Raw genomic sequence first — 19,917 nt, forward strand, 5'->3', positions numbered from 1 at the left:
AAAAAATGAAATTCATTTTTATTCTAATAATTTCTATTACTACATTAGCAATATTAATTATTGTACATGAATCAGGACATTTTTTAGTTGCAAGATTTTTTGGCGTGCATGTTAAACGTTTTTCAATTGGATTTGGAAAAATTTTATTTAGAAAAAAAGATCGATTTGGTACAGAATTTGTTATTTCTTCAATACCATTTGGTGGCTATGTTAAAATAGCAGATGAAAGTTTTGATATATTAAAACAAAAATGCCGATTTTTTTTAAAAGATCGAGTGTTTACTACTCGTATTTTAATTATTCTTGGTGGATCAATTTTTAATTTTTTATTAGCAATATTAATATATTGGATAATTTTTATTTTTGGTTTATCGTTTTATAAACCTATAATTGGTATGGTAAGACCTAATTCAATTGCTTTTAATTCAAATTTTACACCTAATATGGAAATAAAATCTATTGATAATATTAAAACTCCAGATTGGAGTACTGTTAATTTAGTTTTAATAAATAAAATAGGACAAAATCAAGTCAATATTGAAGTTTTTTCTCATATAGATCAAAGTTCAATAAAAAAAATGATTGATTTAAGTCAATTAAATTTTAATAATTCAGAAAAAAATATTTTTCATCATTTAGGAATTTTTCCAGTACATAATTTACCTCAAAATGTTATAACGTATATAGAATTAAATTCTCCTTTTATAAATTCTGGATTAAAAATAGGAGATAGAATTATTTCAGTTAATAATAAAAAAATAAATTCAAATAATATTTTTGATTTTTGTGTTTCTGAATGTATTTACAATGATTCAATATTATTTAATATTGAACGAAATGGAAAAGAAATAAATTTAATTTCTAGATTAAAAATAAAAAATATTACTAAGTATAATAGTAAAAATAATTTTGGTATTTATTTATCATCTGATTTTATTCTAAATAAAAGTAAAATTATTGAAAAGCATCATCCCGTATCTGCTTTATATTATGCAATCAAAAAAGTATTTTATTTAATATATTTTATAAGTGGTATTATGATAAAAATGTTATTTAAAAACTTAGATTTTTATCATTTGAATGGGCCTATTTCTTTTGTAAAAGGTGTATCATTTTCTTTAAAAACAGGGTTAATTTATTATTTTATGTTCGTTTCTCTTATTAGCATAAATTTAGGTATTATTAATTTATTGCCTATTCCTATTTTAGATGGCGGTAATTTATTATTAATAATAATAGAAAAAATAAGAGGTAAAAAAATCTCTTTAAACACAGAGAAATTAATTTTTAACATTAGTATGTTATTTTTATTGATATTAATGGGATTTGCATTATTTAATGATTTGATTCATTTTTAATTAGTAGATATATAGGAAACTTTAAAATTGGTTTTTTTAATGAAATATTTGTTAATCTTTCTTTTTTCTTTTGTATCATGTCATGTAAAAGCATTAGAAAGTTTTTTATTAGAACATATTAATTTCGAAGGGTTAAATCGAATTTCTTATAAGACAGCAGTATCATATTTGCCCGTAAATCGAGGAGATCTTGTTACTGAAAAAGATGTAAAGAATATAATATATTCATTAAATTCTTCTGAATACTTTAATAATATTAAAGTTTTTAATGATAAAAATACATTACACATTTATGTAGAGGAAAAACCTTTAATAGCAAAAATTTCATTTTCAGGAAATAAATTAATTAAGAATGATATTATAAATAAATATTTACAAATATATAAAATATATACTTCTAATTTTTTAGATTTATCTAGGATTAAAAGAATAAAAAAAGAATTAGAAGAATTATATTACAGTATTGGAAATTACAATGCTAGTGTTAAAATTATTACTACTAATTTACCTAATAATTGTGTCAATTTAAATATAATTTTTCAAGAAAAAAATAGAGTTAAAATTAAAAAAATTAATATAGTGGGAAATAAGATATTTTCAACAGAACGTTTACTAAGTAATTTTGTATTACGTTATTCAATTCCTTTTTGGGATTTAATAGCAAATAAATATTATCATAAAGATATATTAAAAGAAGACTTAAAAAAATTAAAATTATTTTATTTAAATAAAGGATATATCAAATTTAATATTAATTCTGTTAATATCGCTATTACACCAGATAAAAGATACATTTATATTACTATTAATATTACTGAAGGTGATAGATATAAAATATCAGATATTTATTTTAATGGAGATATATCGCTTTATTATGAAAAAATAAAAAGTTTAGTTAAAATAAAAAAAAATTCGTTTTATAATCAATCATTAATTAATGATTGTGAAAATAAAATTAAAAGTTTTTTATCCTTGTATGGATATTCTTATCCTGACATTAATACTAGTATCAAAATAAATGAAAAAAATAAAAATATAAAATTAGAAATTAATATTTTTCATGGAAGAAGAATGTATGTAAGAAAAATAAGTTTTATAGGAAATTATTCTACTAAAGATTCTGTTTTGCGGAGAGAAATAAGACAATTTGAAGGAACATGGTTAAATTACGATTTAATTTTATTAGGTCAAAAAAGATTAAAAAGAACTGGTTTTTTTGAAGACGTTAATTTTGATATTAAAAATATACCTGGAATATTAGATCAAGTCGATGTATTTTATAAAATTAAAGAACGTAATAGTGGTTCAATGAATTTAGGAATAGGTTATGGTAGCAAAAGTGGATTAAGTGTACAAATATCAGTACAAGAAAATAATTTTTTAGGTACCGGTAATGCATTATCTATTAATGCTCGTAAGAATAAACATTCTAGTTATTTAGATTTGTCATTTGATAATCCTTATATTTCAACTAATTATATTAGTTTTAATAATCGTATATTTTATAATGATTTTAATGCAAAAAATGCAAATCTTTCAGTTTATAATAATAAAATCTATGGATTAGATGCTATTTTTGGTTTTCCATTATCTGAGAAAAATCATTTATATATTACTAATAGTTTTGTTCATAATTCATTATTTAATATGAATTCAGAAGTGAATATTTGGAATTATTTAAATAGCATGAATGCTATTGATAAACTTGATAAAAAAGAACATTTTAATACTAATGATTTTGCTTTAAATATTGGTTTAAATCGTAATAGTTTAGATCAGGCTTTATTTCCAACAAAAGGAAATAAAATACGTTTAGATTTAAAAGCTACAATACCAGGGTCAAAAAATGAATATTTCAAAATTCAATATAATACAAGTCAGTATTATCAAATAGTTAAAGATACAAAATGGGTATTATTAAATAAAATAAAAATAGGTTATGGAAATGGAATAAAAAATAAGTTGTTTCCATTTTACGAAAATTTTTACGCAGGTGGACCTGATAGTATCAGAGGATACTATTCTAATAATATAGGTCCAAAAGCAATTTATTTAAAAAAAAATGATCATAATAAATTAATGCCAGTATCAAATACTCCTTCATCTGATACAGTTGGTGGAAATGCAATTTTGACTTCTACATTAGAATTATTTTTTCCTACCCCATTTTTAAATCCAAGATATGTTACAGATTTTAGAACTTCCTTTTTTATTGATTTAGGAACTGTATGGAATACAAATTGGAATAAAATTCCTGAATTTTGGAGAGAGAAAATTCCGAATTATGGTAATATGTCTAATTTTAGAATTTCAGTTGGAACTTCATTGCAATGGTTATCTCCATTGGGTCCATTAGTTTTTTCATACGCTAAACCATTGAAAAATTATAAAAACGATAGAGTGGAAGAATTTCAATTTAATGTTGGTAAAACATGGTAGAACATATAAAAAATATTTTTTTAATTTTTTTAAGAAGAAGGAATTTAATATGAAAAATATATTTTTTATTATAAGTTTTTTTTTATTATCACATGATTTATATGCAGTTAAGATTGCTGTTATGAATACTGCAGAAGTGTTTGAAAAACTACCTATTCGTAGAGAAATTTTTCAAGAAATTCAAAAAAAATTTGAAATACGTATTGGTGAATTACAAAAAATGGAAGATGATTTAAAAAATCAGGCAAAAGAATTACAAAAAAATAATTCTTTATCTTATGATAAAGATATAAAAGAATTTGAGCAAAAACGTATAGATTTTATTAATAAAGCTAAAAAAATAGAAGAGGATAATCAGAAATATCAACAAGAAGAAAGTTTTAAAATATTTAAAATGATACAGGTTGCTATTAAAGAAATTGCGCTAAAAGATGGATATGATATTGTAATTGATGTTAATGGTATTCAATATAATAATAAAAAAGAATATTTAAATAATATTACTAATAAAGTAATTCAACAGGTTCAATAAAATCAATGAATACTATTAGATTAGCGGATTTAGCAATGCAATTAAATGCAAAATTATACGGTAATGGTGACATTTTAATAAAAAGCATTGCTCCTATTCATTCAGCTAAAAAAGGACAAATTACTTTTTTATCTGATAAACGTTATCGAATACATTTACCATTTTGCAAAGCAGATGCTATCATATTAAAACAGAAAGATTTATTTAATAATAGTAAAAAAATATCAGTTCTAGTTGTAAAGGATCCATATCTTGCCTATGCAAAAATTGCACAAATGTTAGATACTACTCCAAAACCATCTCAGGATATACATCTTTCTGCTGTTATAGATAAATCTGTAAAAATTGGTAGAAATATTTCTATAGGTGCAAATACAGTAATAGACTCTAATGTTTATGTAGGAAATAATGTTATTATTGGTGCTGGTTGTTTCATTGGGAAAAATGTTAGTATTAAAGAATATACTAAAATATGGGCAAATGTTTCTATTTATCATAACGTAAAAATTGGGAAAAATTGTTTGATTCAATCAGGTGCTGTAATTGGTAGTGATGGATTTGGTTATGCTAATGAAAAAGATCAGTGGATAAAAATACCTCAATTAGGTTCAGTTATTATTGGTAATAACGTAGAAATTGGTGCCTGTACAACTATTGATCGAGGATCTTTAGAAAATACTATTATTGGTAATGGTGTGATTATTGATAATCAATGTCAAATTGCACATAATGTTAACATTGGAGATCATACAGCTATTGCTGCAGGTGTTACAATGGCTGGAAGTCTAAAAATTGGTCAATATTGTATGATTGGTGGTGCTTCTGTAATCAATGGCCATATTGAACTTTGTGATAGAACAATTATTACAGGCATGGGAATGGTATCTCGTGCTATTAATAAACCAGGAATATACTCTTCTGGTGTTCCAGTACAACCTAATAAGGTGTGGAGAAAAACAGCTACTTTAGTAATGAATATTAATAAAATATATACAATTCTTAAAGCATTGAAACATAAAATATTATCTAAAAATAGTTAAATTATTTACATACTAATGGTACTGTTCATTTCGGCCTGCAGTTTAATCTTGCTTTAAGATTAAAGCAGGCCATATTATTCATATTTTTTTCAATTAAAATCAAGAAGAGTCTTTTCTATGAGTGATAAGCATACTCTGGATATAGAAGAAATTTTAAATTTATTGCCACATCGTTATCCTTTTTTATTAGTTGATCGTGTATTAGATTTTAAAGAAGGTAAATTTTTGCGTGCAATAAAAAATGTATCTGTTAATGAGTTATTTTTTCAAGGACATTTTCCAGGTAAACCTATTTTCCCTGGAGTCTTAATTTTAGAAGCAATGGCTCAAGCTGCTGGAATTTTAGCATTTAAAAGTGTAGGAAATTTAGAGCCTGGCGAACTTTATTATTTTGCAGGTATTGATGAAGCGAGATTTAAAAGACCAGTACAGCCTGGTGATCAAATGATTATTGAGGTTATATTTGATAAAAGTAAAAGAGGATTAACTCGTTTTAAAGGTATAGCAATTGTAGAGGAAAAGATTATATGTGAGGCTATTATGCTATGTGCTCGTAGTCAGGAAGGATGAAAATGAGGGCTGTGATATGATTCATAAAACAGCAATTATTCATCCTTCAACAATAATTGAGGATGGTGCAATTATTGGACCTAACGTACACATTGGACATTTTTGTTATATAGGTTCAAAAGTAAAAATTGGTTCTAATACTATTATTAAGTCTCATGTAGTTGTAGATGGAAATACTAAAATTGGTTCATATAATCAAATATTTCAATTTGTTACTATTGGTGAGATAAATCAAGATTTAAAATACCAAGGTGAAATTACAAGTGTTGAAATTGGAAATTATAATCGTATTCGTGAACATTGTACGATTCATAGAGGTACAATACAGGGTGGAGGATTAACAAAAATTGGAAATGATAATTTATTAATGGTTAATACGCATATTGCACATGATTGTTATTTAGGAAATTATTGTATTATTGCTAATAATGGAACATTAGGTGGACATGTTAAATTAGATGATTATGCTATTATTGGTGGTATGAGTGCAGTACATCAATTTTGTCAAATTGGAACGCATGTTATGGTTGGAGGATGTTCAGGTGTTGCACAAGATATACCACCTTATATAATTGCACAGGGAAATCATGCTACACCTTTTGGTATTAATGCTGAAGGTTTAAAGCGTAGAGGTTTTGATAAAGCTTCATTACATGCTATTCGTAACGCTTATAAAATTCTTTATCGTTGTGGTAAACCATTAGAAGATGCTAAAGAAATATTAATTAAATTAGGCAAACATAATCCTTATGTCAAAGTTTTAAGTGATTTTTTAGAGAATTCTGCTCAATCAAATCGAGGTATTATTCGTTAATAACGAATGTTGTTATAAAAATGTTTAAAATGAATAATTTTTTTTTGAAATGTTAACTATTGGTTTAGTTGTTGGTGAAGCATCAGGTGATATATTAGCTTCTAATCTTATGCGTGCTCTTAAAAATCAGGTTTTTAATATAAGATTTGTAGGAGTTGCTGGACCTCTTATGGAAAAAGAAGGTTGTGAAGTATGGTATAAAATGGAAGAAATTTCTACAATGGGTTTATTTGAAATTTTGAAGAAAATACCAAAAATTTTAAAAATTCGTTTTAAATTAATTAAAAAGTTTTCTAAATTAAAACCTGATGTTTTTATTGGTGTTGATGCTCCAGATTTTAATATTTTTTTAGAAAAAAAATTAAAACAAAGAGGAATTAAAACTATTCACTATGTTAGTCCTTCTATTTGGGCATGGAGAAAATATCGTGTTTTTAAAATTAAAAAATCTGTAGATTTAGTAATTGGTTTTTTACCTTTTGAAAAAAAAATTTATGAAAAATATGGTATTAATTTTAAATTTGTTGGCCATCCTATGGCAGATAAAATTCCATTCTATCCTGATAAAAATAGTGCAAAAATGAAACTTAATATTTCTTCTAATACTCAATGCTTTTCTATTCTTCCAGGAAGTCGTTATTTTGAAATTAAATTATTATCAAAAATTTTTTTAAAAACAGCAGAAATTGTTAAAAAGAATTTTCCTTTTTTACAGATTCTTGTTCCTTTTTTTGATAAAAAACAAAAAAAGCAGTTTGAAAGTATTTATAAAAAAACTTGTCCAAAATTAGAATTAAAAATATTAGATGGAAAATCAGATTTAGCTTTAATTGCATCAGATTTTGCTTTATTAGCATCTGGATCTGCATCTTTAGAATGTATGTTGTCGAAATGTCCTATGGTTGTTGCATATAAATTAAAACCACTAACATATTTATTTGCAAAGTTTTTAATAAAAATTTCTTATATTTCATTACCAAATATATTAGCTGGAAAAAAAATAATTGAGGAGTATATTCAAGAAAAATGTGAGCCAGAAAATATTGCTAATTCTTTACAAAAATTATTAAATTGTCAAAAAAGATCTTTTTTAAAGAAAGAATTTTTAAAATTGCATAAACAAATAAAATGTAATGCTAATCAAAAATCTGCAGAAGAAATATTAAATATTATTAAATATAAGTAATTTTTTTTAAAAATCTTAAAATTTAGTTTATTTTAAATAAAATATTTTTTATTTGAAATATATAAGATAACAAAATATAAATAAAGAGAAAAATGTCTAAAATTAAATTTGTACATTTACATGTTCGTAGTGATTATTCTATTGTAGATGGATTAATAAAAATTGATCTTTTACTGAAAAAAATGTGTTTTTTAAATAGTCCTGCAATAGCAATTACAGATTTTTCAAATTTTCATGGATTAATAAAATTTTATAAATCTGCATGTTCTATGGGAATTAAACCAATTATTGGAGTAGATTTTCATATGTTATCATCATTTAACAATGAAATATTTGATATAACAATTTTAGCTAAAAATAATGAAGGTTATCATAATTTAATGTATCTTATTTCAAAATCATATAGTAGCGGTTGTAAAAAACTAGGACCATTGATTAAACAAAAATGGTTAATAAAATATAAAAATGGTCTTATATTATTATCTGGTTCTACTAATGGTGATATTGGAATTTTTTTATTGCGTAAAGATAAAGTTTTATTAAATAAATGTATTAATTTTTATAAATTACATTTTTATTCAAATTATTATTTAGAACTTGTAAGAACAAAACAGAAAAATCAAGATCAGTATATTAAATCTGCCATTTTATTATCAAAAAAAGAAAATTTACCAGTAGTTGCAACTAACAATGTTCGTTTTTTAAATAAAAACGATTTTGAAGCACACTCAATTCGTGTATCTATACATAATGGATGTATGTTATCTGATTTTAAAAAAACACAAAAATATACTGAGGAACAATATTTACGTACTGAAATAGAAATGTGTGAATTGTTTTCAGATATACCTGAAGCATTAGAAAATAGTGTTGAAATAGCTAAGAGATGTAATGTACAAATTGAAAAAAAGAAATATTTTTTGCCAAATTTTTTTACTAATCCAACAAGAATAGAAGATTTTTTAGTTAAATGTGCTCATAATGGATTAAAAGAAAGATTATCTATTTTATATCCTAATTTCAAATCATCTGATATTTTTTTTAAAAAATATTATCAACGTTTAAATGATGAATTGAAAATCATTAATAAAATAGGTTTTCCAAGTTATTTTTTAATTGTTATGGAATTTGTGCAATGGTCTAAACAAAAAGGTATTCCTGTAGGTCCAGGAAGAGGTTCTGGTGCAGGTTCTTTAGTTGCATATGCTTTAAAAATTACAGATCTAAATCCATTAGATTTCGATCTTTTATTCGAACCTTTTTTAAATATGGAACGTATTTCAATGCCTGATTTTGATATTGATTTTTGTGTGAAAAAACGTGATTTAGTTATTGAACATGTAAAAGAAAAATACGGTCGTGATTCTGTTGCACAAATTACAACTTTTGGAACTATGACAGCTAAATCAGTTATTCGTGATGTTGGAAGAGTTTTTGGTTATTCATATAGTTTTGTTGATAGAATCGCAAAATTAATACCTAATGATTTTGGTATTACATTAAAAAAGGCATTAAAAATAGAATTACAATTACAAGATATGTATAATAATGATGAAGATGTCAAATTAGTTATTGATATGTCGAAAAAATTAGAAGGTATTATTCGTAATGTGGGTAAACATGCTGGAGGATTAGTTATTTCACCAACAAAAATTACAAATTTTACTCCTTTATATTTTGATGAGAATAGAACAAATCCAGTAACACAGTTTGATAAAGATGATATAGAATATGTTGGATTAGTAAAATTTGATTTTCTTGGATTAAAAACATTAACTATTATTAATTATGCTTTAAAAATGATTAATATGTTAAAAGAAAGAAAAAAGTTGGATTATATTAATATAATTAATATTCCTTTAAATGATTTAAAAGTTTTTAATTTATTAAAAAAAGGGCAAACTACTGCAATATTTCAATTAGAATCACAAGGAATGAAAGATTTGATAAAAAGATTATGTCCTGATTCATTTGAAGATATTATAGCATTAGTAGCACTTTTTCGTCCTGGTCCATTACAATCAGGAATGGTTGATAATTTTATTAATAGAAAAAATGGAAAAGAAAAAATTTATTATCCTGATATTAAATGGCAACATACTTTATTAAAACCTATTTTGTCATCGACTTATGGAATTATTTTATATCAAGAACAGGTTATGAAAATTGCACAAACATTAGCTGGTTATACATTAGGAGAAGCAGATTTATTACGTCGTGCAATGTGTAAGAAAGATCCAATAGAAATGAAAAGACAGCAATTAATATTTCAAGCTGGAGTAAAAAAAAAAGGAATAGATCCTAATTTAGGATTAAAAATTTTTAATTTAGTAGAAAAATTTGCTGGATATGGGTTTAGTAAATCTCATTCTGCTGCTTATGCATTGATTACATATCAAACTTTGTGGTTAAAAACACATTATCCTGCTTTTTTTATGGCATCTGTTATGACTGCTGAAATGGACAATTTAGAAAAAATTGTTGTTTTAATTGATGAATGTTTAAAAATGAAATTAAAGATATTACCACCAAATATTAATTTTGGATTTTATAAATTTTATGTTAATGAAAATAATGAAATTGTTTATGGATTAGGTGCTATTAAAGGAATAGGAACATCAATAATTAACAATATTGTATTTTCTAGAAAAAAGTATGGTTTATTTGATAATATTTTTGATTTTTGTATTAAAATAGATAATAAAAAAATTAACAAAAGAGTTTTAGAAAAATTGATTTTGTCTGGAGCATTTGATGTTTTTAAATTAAATAGAATCAAACTAATTGAAATATTACCACATGCTTTAAAATTATCAGAACAAAAAAATAAGAACTTTTTTTTAGGCCAAAAAGATATGTTTGGTTTATCGAATTATATATCAGAAAAAATTAAAAGTAGTTTTTTGAATTCTTCTCATTTACATTATTCTAATGAATTTATATTAAATGGAGAATATGAAACTCTTGGTTTATATTTAAGTGGACATCCTATTACTCCTTATTTAAAAGAAATTCATTATTACAATAATGGAATAAAATTACGAGATATTAATTCAAATACTGAGAATCAAGTATTAATTATTATTGGTTTAATTACATCGATTAAAATTCTGAGAAACAAAAATGGACAAAAAATAGCAATCTGTATTTTAGATGATCGTTCTGGTCGTTTAGATATTTTTTTATTTTCCAAAATTTATGATAAATATCAAAATCTTTTAAAAAAAAATGAGATTATATGCGCTAAAGGTCGTATTGTATTCGATAATTTTAGAGACAATTATAAAATGATTGTTTATGAATTAATTTCATTAATAGAAATTAGAAATAAATATATAAAAAATATTTCTATTATTTTGATGAAAAATCAAATCAATATTCTATTATTAAAGGAAATTGAAAATATATTAAAAAAGTATATTTCTGGAAAAATACCAATTAATATTTTGTATTGTCAAGAAAATGCAAAAAATATTAGATTAATTTTAGGGAATAAATGGAAAGTAGTAGTTAGTAATAATTTTTTAGTAGAATTAAGAAATTTGCTTGGAGAAGATCGAATAAAAATAGAATTTTAATAAATAGGAGTATTATGGGTCTTAATTTTTTAAATTTTGAACAACCCATTCTAGAATTAGAAGAAAAGATAAATGATTTAAAATCAATTAATTTTAAAGAAAAAAAATTAAATATCTCTTTAAATAAAGAGATAGCTCAACTTCGTAAGAAACGTTTAGAACTAACTAGTAAAATTTTTTCTAATCTTGGTGCTTGGCAAATTGTGCAATTAGCACGTCATCCTATGCGCCCACATACTATAGATTATATAGAGCGTATATTTACTCATTTTCAAGAATTATCTGGAGATCGGTTTTACGCAGATGATAAAGCAATTATTGGTGGATTAGCGAGATTGGATGGACGTTCTGTAATGATCATTGGACATCAAAAAGGTAGAGATACAAAAGAAAAAATTCGTAGAAACTTTGGAATGCCTGCTCCAGAAGGTTATCGAAAAGCATTAAGACTCATGGAAATTGCAGAAAGATTTAAACTACCAATTATTACTTTTATTGATACACCCGGAGCATATCCAGGAGTAGGAGCAGAAGAGCGTGGTCAAGCAGAAGCTATTGCTCGTAATTTAAGAGAAATGTCTAGATTATCGGTACCCATAATATGTACTGTAATAGGAGAAGGAGGATCTGGAGGTGCTTTGGCTATAGGTATTGGTGATAAAATAAATGTGTTACAATACAGTATATATTCTGTAATTTCTCCAGAAGGTTGTGCAGCAATATTATGGAAAAGTAGCGATAAAGCATCATTAGCTGCAGAAGCTATGGGTATTACAGCTAATCGATTAAAGTCATTAAATTTGATTGATAATATTATAGAAGAACCTTTAGGTGGAGCACATCGAGATTATGAAAAAATTGCATATAATCTTAAAAAAAGGATTATTCTTGATCTTATTGATATAGATTTATTAAATACTAAAGAATTAATTAAAATCCGTTATAATCGTTTAATGAAATGTGGTTATTGTTAATATTAATTAATTTATATTCAATTAAAAAAAATAGATTGAATTATATAAATAAATTTTATTTAAGAAGATAATTTTATGCGTACACGTTATTGTGGAGAGTTGAGTGATCAAGATATAGGTAAAAAAGTTATTTTATGTGGATGGGTTAATAGTTATCGTCATTTAGGTCAATTTATTTTTGTTGATTTAAGAGATATTACAGGAATAGTGCAAATTTTATTTTTAAAAAATAATAATAATTTATTTTCTCAAGCAAAAAGAATAAGAAACGAATTTTGTATACAAATTTTTGGAAATGTTTGTAGACGTAAAAAAAATAATGATAATATTAAAACTGGAACCATAGAAGTACAAGTTAACAACTTTATAATTATTAATAGTTCAGATCCATTACCAATAGAAAATAAAAATAAAAATATAGAAGATTTGCGATTAAAATATAGATATCTTGATTTAAGACGACCTACCATGTTAAAAACATTAAAGGTTCGTTCAAAAATTACAAGTATTATACGTGAATTTTTAGAAAAAAATAATTTTTTGAATATTGAAACGCCTGTTTTAACAAAGTCTACTCCTGAAGGTTCTCGAGATTTTTTAATACCTAGTCGTATACATAAAAAAAAATTTTATGCTTTACCACAATCTCCGCAACTTTTTAAGCAATTATTAATGATTTCCGGTGTAGATAGATATTATCAAATAGTTAAATGTTTTCGAGATGAAGACTTAAGATCTGATCGTCAACCAGAATTTACTCAAGTTGATTTAGAAATATCTTTTATGAATTCTATTAAAATACGTAAATTAATGGAAAAAATGATTAGATCTTTATGGAAAAAAATTTTAGGTATTGATATAGGAACATTTCCTGTTATTACATTTTTAGAATCAATAAAAAAATATGGTTCTGATAAACCAGATTTAAGAAATCCATTAGAGTTGATAGAAGTAACAGAATTATTTAAAAAAAATAATTATTTAAATTTTTTACCTTTTAAAATTCATGATCAGATTTCGATAATTTTATTATGTATTTCTAATAATACACTATTAAAATATGAAATATTAAATCAATATATTCAGAATGCTAAAAAAAAATATCAATTAGATTTATTTTGGATTCAAATTAATTCATTGGAGATAAATAATATAAAAATTCAATCTTCTATTAATTTTGAATTTCAAGAAAATAAATTATTTTTAAATTTTTTATTGAATAATTTTCCAATTCATATTGGAGATGTGATTATTTTTGGGTTAGGTAAATATAATATTCTCAACAAATATATGGGAAAATTAAGAGTTGAAATGGGTAATATTTTAAATATTACAAAAAAAAATATATGGAAACCATTATGGGTTATAGATTTTCCAATTTTTAAAAAAGATTCAAATGGTGTTTTACAATCTATGCATCATCCTTTTACAGCTCCTAAAAATTTTTGTATGTCAAAATTGAAAAGTAATCCATTGAATGTTATAGCTGATGTTTATGATATGGTTATTAATGGATATGAAGTAGCTAGTGGATCTGTTCGTATTCATAAATACGAAATGCAAAGAATTATTTTTGATATTTTAAATATTAATAAAAAAGAACAAATGAATAAATTTGGGTTTTTTTTAAATGCTTTAAAATATGGAACACCACCTCATGCTGGTTTAGCATTTGGTTTAGATAGATTAGTTATGTTATTAATGAACAAAAAAAATATCAGAGATGTCATTGCATTTCCAAAAACAGCTACAGCAAATTGTTTAATGACTAATACTCCAAGTAGAATTGATGATTCTATATTAAAAGAGTTAAATTTAGTATAGAGATTTAAAAAAAATAAAAAATATTGTTTTTTTGAAAAAAATGTTTTTTTTATCATAAGAAAATTGTATAAAAGAGATTATTGTCATGTCTGGACATAGTAAATGGGCAAATACAAAATATCGTAAAGCAGCACAAGATTCAAAACGTGAAAAAAAAATTACTAAAATTATACGTGATTTGTATTCAGCTAGTCGTTTATATGGAAATAATCCAACATCTAATTCTAAACTACGTGTTTTAATAGATAAAGCGTTATCAAATAATGTTAATAAAAGTGTTTTAAATAAAATTATTTTTAATAAAAAAAATGAAAAAGAAAAGCTACAGTCTATAACATATGAAGGTTATGGTCCAGGAGGTATTGCAATTTTATTAAAATGTTTAACCAATAATAGAAAAAGGACTATTTCATATATACGTCATGTATTTAGTAAATACAATGCTAATTTAGGTATTTCTGGATCGGTATCATATTTGTTTGTTAAACGTGGACTTTTATCTTTTTATAAGGATAAAAATGAAGATAAATTATTAGAAATAGCATTAGAAAATGATATAGAAGATATTGAATTATCTAATAATTATATATTTATATATACACATCCAAAAAAAATTTATGATATAAAAAATATATTAAATAAATTCGGATTTCAATCGATTAAAAATTTTATTACAATTGTTCCAATAAAAAAAATTAAAATAGAAGAAAAAGAAATCGCGTTAAAATTAAATTCTTTTATTCAATCTTTAAAAAAAATTCACGATGTTGTAAACGTTTATCATAATTATTTTTGATATAAATTAATTTTTTCTTTATAAATATTGATTAGTAAAGAAAAAATAAATAATATACTGGTACATACTACAATAGATGGTCCAGTTGGAGTGTCATAATTTGCTGAAATTATTAAACCTCCAGTTACTGAAAACATTCCAATTATTATGCTAATAATTGCTAATTGTTCAGGAGTTTTTGAAAATATTCTTGCTGTTGCTACAGGTAAAATTAATAAAGAAGTGATAATTAAAGCACCTACAAATTTCATGGAAATGCCAATAGTCAATGCAGTTATTAACATCAGCAATAATTTTAATTTTTTTATTTTAATTCCATCCACAAAAGCTAAATCTTGATTAATTGTTATTAATAAAAATTTATTCCATTGACTAATTACAGTTATAATAATAAGAAATACTCCAATAGCAATAAACAATATATCATTATTAGTTACAGACAATAGATCACCAAATAAATATATCATTAAATTTGTTCTAACATTTCCTATAATACTAACTATTAATAGACCTAATGAAAATGTTGTATGCGCTATAATTCCTAACAAAATATCAAGAGTTAATTGCTGATATTTTTCTAACCAATTTAATAAAAAAGCTAAAATTAGTGTAATACAAATAACTGTATAAAATAAATTTATATCAAATAGTATGCTTAATGCTACTCCTAATAATGAAGAATGTGCTAATGTATCACCAAAATATGATAATCTACGCCAAAATATAAAGGTTCCAAGAGGACCTGTAACAATTGTCAATAATATTCCAGCTGACCAGCCAGGTATTAATAATTCAATCATATTATTATATTATTATTTGATAGAAATATAAGCAATCATTTATAGTAATCAGAAACTATTTTATGAAAGAATTCTTTTTTTACTTTGGAAAAATTGATTTGTTTATTTTTTATAAACAAAATTTTATTTGTTTTTTTCATGATTTTTTTAATATCGTGAGAAATAATAAATACAGCACAATTAAATTTTGATCTAACAATTTCAATTAGATTATATAATTTTTTTTGTCCATTAATATCTAGATTTTTTGTAGGTTCATCTAGTACTAATAATTCTGGATTATCTAATAACGAACGAGCAAGTAAAACTTTTTGGATTTCTCCACCAGAAAGAGTGTACATTTGTTTATTTATTAAATATTCACCATCTACATAAATTAATGTAGCAATGATCTCATCAATATTAACTTTTTTCAGAGTCATAAATCTTTTTACAGTCAATGGTATTGTCATATCTATAGAAAAAAATTGAGGAACGTATCCAATTCTTAAAGAGGACTTGTAAAATATTTTTCCATTTTTATATGGTAATAAACCTAAAATTATCTTAGCTAAAGTAGATTTTCCTACTCCATTTTTACCAATTACTGTTAATATATCTCTAGGATATAAACTAAAAGATATATTTTGAAGAAATAGAATTTTGTTTATATTAATAGAAATATTTTTTAATATTAATAATGGTTGCATAGTATAAAAAAATCTTGTAGCTTAAAAATATTTCTGATACATTATCATGCTTATTTTTTAAAAACTATATTATGTTGAAAAAAAAATTATATATATTAATATTCTATTTTTTTTGTTTTCAATTAAATGCATTTGTAGTAACGTCAATACGACCTTTAAGTTTTATAGCATCTGCTATTACAGATGGTATTACTGATGTTTACAGTTTAGTTCCTATTGGAAGTTCTCCTCATGATTATTCAATAAAAATATCTGACTTAAAAAAAATTAAAAATTCAGATTTATTAATTTGGATCGGACCTAACTTAGAAAACTTTTTAATTAAAGTAATACATAATGTTCCAAAAAATAATGTTATTACATTAATGTATGATGTTAATATAAAAAAAATGTTATTAAAAAATAATTCTAATGATTTTGAGAATTTTTATAAAAAAAGAAGGTACCAAAAAATTGATGATCATCTTAATTTTCACAATGTTAATACACATATTTGGTTATCTTCGGATATTGCATTCATTATTGCAAAAAATATTTATGAAAAATTAATTATTCTTTATCCAGAATATCAAAATAAATTAAATCATAATTTAAATGTTTTTAAAAAAAATCTTAAAGATGTTAATAAAAAAATAAATGATGAGTTTTTTTCATTAAGAAATAAGAAATATTTTGTTTTTCATGATGCATATGCTTATTTTGAACAGAAGTACAATTTATCTTCATCAGGATATTTTACGATTAATCCTACAATTTATCCTGGAATAAAAACATTATATAAAATTAAAAAAATTTTAAATAAAGAAAATATATCTTGTATTTTTGTAGAACCACAATTTAAATTTTCAATAATAGAATCTATTGTAAAAAATACAAATGTAAAAATAGGGATTTTAGATCCTTTAGGAGATGAAATATCTATAAATAAAAATAGTTATTTAGAATTTTTGACTATGTTATCTCAGCAATTTAAATATTGTTTATATAAAAATATTTGAGGAATATTATAGATGCAGAAAATAGTAAAAAATATTTTTCAGACATACATTAATTTAAATAAAAAATATAAATTTTTTTTAAGAAAGATATTAATCTTATCATTTATTTTTTATTTTTTTCAAATTATTTCTCAAATATCAAATTTAAGAAAATTAAAAGAATTTTTTGTAAATTATTTTTATAAAAATAGTGATATAAATTTTTATTTGTATAAAAAATATAAAGAAATAGAAAGTTTTTTATATTTATTGCAATATAAAAAAAAAAATGATGATATATCTTTTCATTCTTTTAAAAATAATAAAAGAATATTTAATAATATTTTTAATATTAATCAAAGAATAATTAATAATAAATATTATTTAGATTTTAATCTAAATGAATTATATATTTCAAATATAAATAATAAAAAAAGATATTTTTATAGTAATGAGGAAATATCGCGTTTAATAAATCAATATTTTTATATGTATTCTGATATAACGTATAAGTATGTTGATTTTATTATTGTTAAAAAAAATTTTATTAATGATTTAATAAATACTGATTTAAATATTTATGAAATTAATCAGATAATAAAAATTATATCATATCAAATAAATATTAATAAGATAAAATCTGGAGATCAAATTTCATTTTTAATTTATAAAAAAGTTTTTAATAGAAAGAGTAAAATTTTTGCAATATATTGCATAATAAGTCAAAAAAAATACTTTATACTTTTAAAAAGTAATAATGAATATATTGACATTAATGAAAATCACTTAAATTTTGATTTTTTAAATTTTCCTTCAAAAAAAAGATTTCGAATTTCTTCATATTTTAATTTAAATAGATTACATCCTATTACAAAAAAAGTTTCTCCACATTTTGGAGTTGATTTGTCTATGCCTATTGGTACTCCTGTTATTTCTATAGGAGATGGAAAAATAGTATCAGCAAAATATGATAAAATAGCAGGAAATTTTATTACTATATCTCATAATATAAATTATATAAGTCGATATTTACATTTACAAAAAATTTTTGTACATAATGGACAAATAGTAAAAAAAGGAGAATGTATTGCATTATCTGGTAATTCTGGTAGAACAACTGGACCACATTTGCATTATGAATTTTGGATTAATAATAAACCAGTAGACCCATTAAAATTAGAGATATTAATTCCAAGATTAAATAAATATGAATATGAAGAATTTCATAATTTTTTAAAAAAAATTAGATCTAAATTAAGTTTGATTGAAAATTTCTATATATTTGAAAGATAAAATTAAATTTGATATATGAGATCTATTATTTTAAATAATAGATTATTATCTTATTTATATTTTTAAAAAAAATTGAGTAAAACAATGAATAAAAAAAAAAATACGAATAAAAAATGTGGATATATACCCACTTTTCATTATTTTTATCTTTTTCCACAATATTGGGGAACTTGGATTCTTGCTTTTTTATTAGTATGTGTTGCATATTTACCATTTAAATATAGAGATAAATTATTAGCAAAATTAGGACATTTAATAGGTAAATGTAAATTAGCTAAAAGTGCACGTAGGAGAGCAAATATTAATTTATTAAAATGTTTTCCTGAATTTACACAAAAACGAAGGGAAAAATATCTTAATGAAATGTTTGCAGTTGCTCCGCAATCATTAGGTATTTTAGCTGAATTAGTATTACGTGGCATTGGAAATACAGCATCTCGTACAAAATGGCATAATGAAAATATTATAGACAAATTAAAAAAAGAAAAACGTAATGTTATTTTTATGGTACCTCATGGTTGGGCTGTAGATATACCTGCAGTTTTGTTAGCAGCTAAAGGTAACAAAATAGCTGCTATGTTTCATCACCAAAAAGATCCAGTTGCAGATTATTTGTGGAATAAAGCAAGATATTCTTTTGGTGGACGTTTACATTCTCGTGAGGCTGGAATTAAACCATTTGTAGAGAGTGTTAAAGAAGGTTTTTGGGGATTTTATTTGCCTGATCAAGATCATGGTTATAAAAATAGTGAATTTGTTGATTTTTTTGCAACTCATAAAGCAACTTTACCTAAAATAGGACAATTAATGAAAATTTGTAAAGCAGCTATTGTTCCATTATTTCCAGTATATAATTATAAAACACATAAATTAGATATTTATATACGAGATCCTATGGAAGATATTTTAGGAAAAAGTGATCAATATGTAGCAAGAAGAATGAATGAAGAGTTAGAATATTTAATTAGGCCTTATTTAGAACAATATGCTTGGATTTTAAAATTTTTAAAAACTCGTCAAAATGGAGAAGTTACATTATATTAATTT

At 23.1% G+C, this 19,917-nt stretch carries 16 protein-coding genes; 14 read left to right on the forward strand and 2 right to left on the reverse strand.

The genetic code is table 11. The features are described from left to right. The first annotated feature begins 5 nt into the window (after window positions 1-5). From rseP to RA161_00885, 11 genes are all read left to right on the forward strand, one after another. Window positions 6-1,358 (forward strand): RIP metalloprotease RseP, encoded by a 1,353-nt coding sequence (gene rseP / locus RA161_00835; protein ID WMY97603.1) that lies wholly within the window; start codon window positions 6-8, stop codon window positions 1,356-1,358. Window positions 1,359-1,397: 39 nt separating this feature from the next. Further along, window positions 1,398-3,797, forward strand: coding sequence for an outer membrane protein assembly factor BamA (bamA, locus tag RA161_00840; protein ID WMY97604.1), 2,400 nt, complete (start codon window positions 1,398-1,400; stop codon window positions 3,795-3,797). 49 nt (window positions 3,798-3,846) lie between these two features. Continuing rightward, on the forward strand, window positions 3,847-4,329 hold the full coding sequence (locus RA161_00845; protein WMY97605.1) for an OmpH family outer membrane protein: 483 nt from the start codon (window positions 3,847-3,849) through the stop codon (window positions 4,327-4,329). Window positions 4,330-4,334: 5 nt separating this feature from the next. Further along, window positions 4,335-5,369, forward strand: a complete 1,035-nt coding sequence (gene lpxD / locus RA161_00850) for a UDP-3-O-(3-hydroxymyristoyl)glucosamine N-acyltransferase (protein ID WMY97606.1) — start codon at window positions 4,335-4,337, stop codon at window positions 5,367-5,369. Between the two features lie 117 nt (window positions 5,370-5,486). After that, window positions 5,487-5,939 (forward strand): 3-hydroxyacyl-ACP dehydratase FabZ, encoded by a 453-nt coding sequence (gene fabZ / locus RA161_00855; GenBank protein WMY97607.1) that lies wholly within the window; start codon window positions 5,487-5,489, stop codon window positions 5,937-5,939. 16 nt (window positions 5,940-5,955) lie between these two features. Next, window positions 5,956-6,753, forward strand: coding sequence for an acyl-ACP--UDP-N-acetylglucosamine O-acyltransferase (lpxA, locus tag RA161_00860; protein WMY97608.1), 798 nt, complete (start codon window positions 5,956-5,958; stop codon window positions 6,751-6,753). Window positions 6,754-6,802: 49 nt separating this feature from the next. After that, window positions 6,803-7,939: a lipid-A-disaccharide synthase gene (lpxB, locus tag RA161_00865; protein ID WMY97609.1), complete on the forward strand. Its 1,137-nt coding sequence runs from the start codon at window positions 6,803-6,805 to the stop codon at window positions 7,937-7,939. Window positions 7,940-8,031: 92 nt separating this feature from the next. Beyond that, window positions 8,032-11,517, forward strand: a complete 3,486-nt coding sequence (gene dnaE, locus RA161_00870) for a DNA polymerase III subunit alpha (GenBank protein WMY97610.1) — start codon at window positions 8,032-8,034, stop codon at window positions 11,515-11,517. A gap of 14 nt (window positions 11,518-11,531) precedes the next feature. Beyond that, window positions 11,532-12,491 carry an acetyl-CoA carboxylase carboxyl transferase subunit alpha gene (gene accA / locus RA161_00875; protein WMY97611.1) on the forward strand — a complete coding sequence of 320 codons (960 nt, stop codon included), beginning with the start codon at window positions 11,532-11,534 and terminating at the stop codon, window positions 12,489-12,491. 75 nt (window positions 12,492-12,566) lie between these two features. Then, window positions 12,567-14,315, forward strand: coding sequence for an aspartate--tRNA ligase (gene aspS, locus RA161_00880; protein WMY97612.1), 1,749 nt, complete (start codon window positions 12,567-12,569; stop codon window positions 14,313-14,315). Between the two features lie 85 nt (window positions 14,316-14,400). Then, window positions 14,401-15,111, forward strand: coding sequence for a YebC/PmpR family DNA-binding transcriptional regulator (locus RA161_00885; protein WMY97613.1), 711 nt, complete (start codon window positions 14,401-14,403; stop codon window positions 15,109-15,111). On the opposite strand, the gene znuB is transcribed toward RA161_00885, so the two are convergent. Together znuB and RA161_00895 are read right to left on the reverse strand one after the other, a co-directional pair. Beyond that, complete coding sequence (gene znuB / locus RA161_00890; GenBank protein ID WMY97614.1) at window positions 15,102-15,911, reverse strand: zinc ABC transporter permease subunit ZnuB; 810 nt, start codon at window positions 15,909-15,911, stop codon at window positions 15,102-15,104. The genes RA161_00885 and znuB overlap by 10 nt on opposite strands. 35 nt (window positions 15,912-15,946) lie before the next feature. Then, window positions 15,947-16,600 (reverse strand): ATP-binding cassette domain-containing protein, encoded by a 654-nt coding sequence (locus RA161_00895; GenBank protein ID WMY97615.1) that lies wholly within the window; start codon window positions 16,598-16,600, stop codon window positions 15,947-15,949. Window positions 16,601-16,671: 71 nt separating this feature from the next. On the opposite strand from RA161_00895, the gene znuA reads away from it, so the two are divergent. The 3 genes from znuA to lpxM all read left to right on the forward strand — a co-directional run bounded on the left by znuA (window position 16,672) and on the right by lpxM (window position 19,914). Continuing rightward, the gene (gene znuA, locus RA161_00900) at window positions 16,672-17,598 is read left to right on the forward strand and encodes a zinc ABC transporter substrate-binding protein ZnuA (protein WMY97616.1); all 927 of its coding nucleotides are present in this window, start codon (window positions 16,672-16,674) and stop codon (window positions 17,596-17,598) included. Window positions 17,599-17,610: 12 nt separating this feature from the next. Further along, entirely contained in the window at window positions 17,611-18,870 is a 1,260-nt protein-coding gene (locus RA161_00905; GenBank protein WMY97617.1) for a peptidoglycan DD-metalloendopeptidase family protein, read from the forward strand. 84 nt (window positions 18,871-18,954) lie between these two features. Then, window positions 18,955-19,914, forward strand: coding sequence for a lauroyl-Kdo(2)-lipid IV(A) myristoyltransferase (gene lpxM, locus RA161_00910; GenBank protein ID WMY97618.1), 960 nt, complete (start codon window positions 18,955-18,957; stop codon window positions 19,912-19,914). Window positions 19,915-19,917: the final 3 nt, after the last annotated feature.

Origin of the sequence: Arsenophonus sp. (assembly GCA_031446085.1) — a bacterium.
GTDB lineage: Bacteria > Pseudomonadota > Gammaproteobacteria > Enterobacterales > Enterobacteriaceae.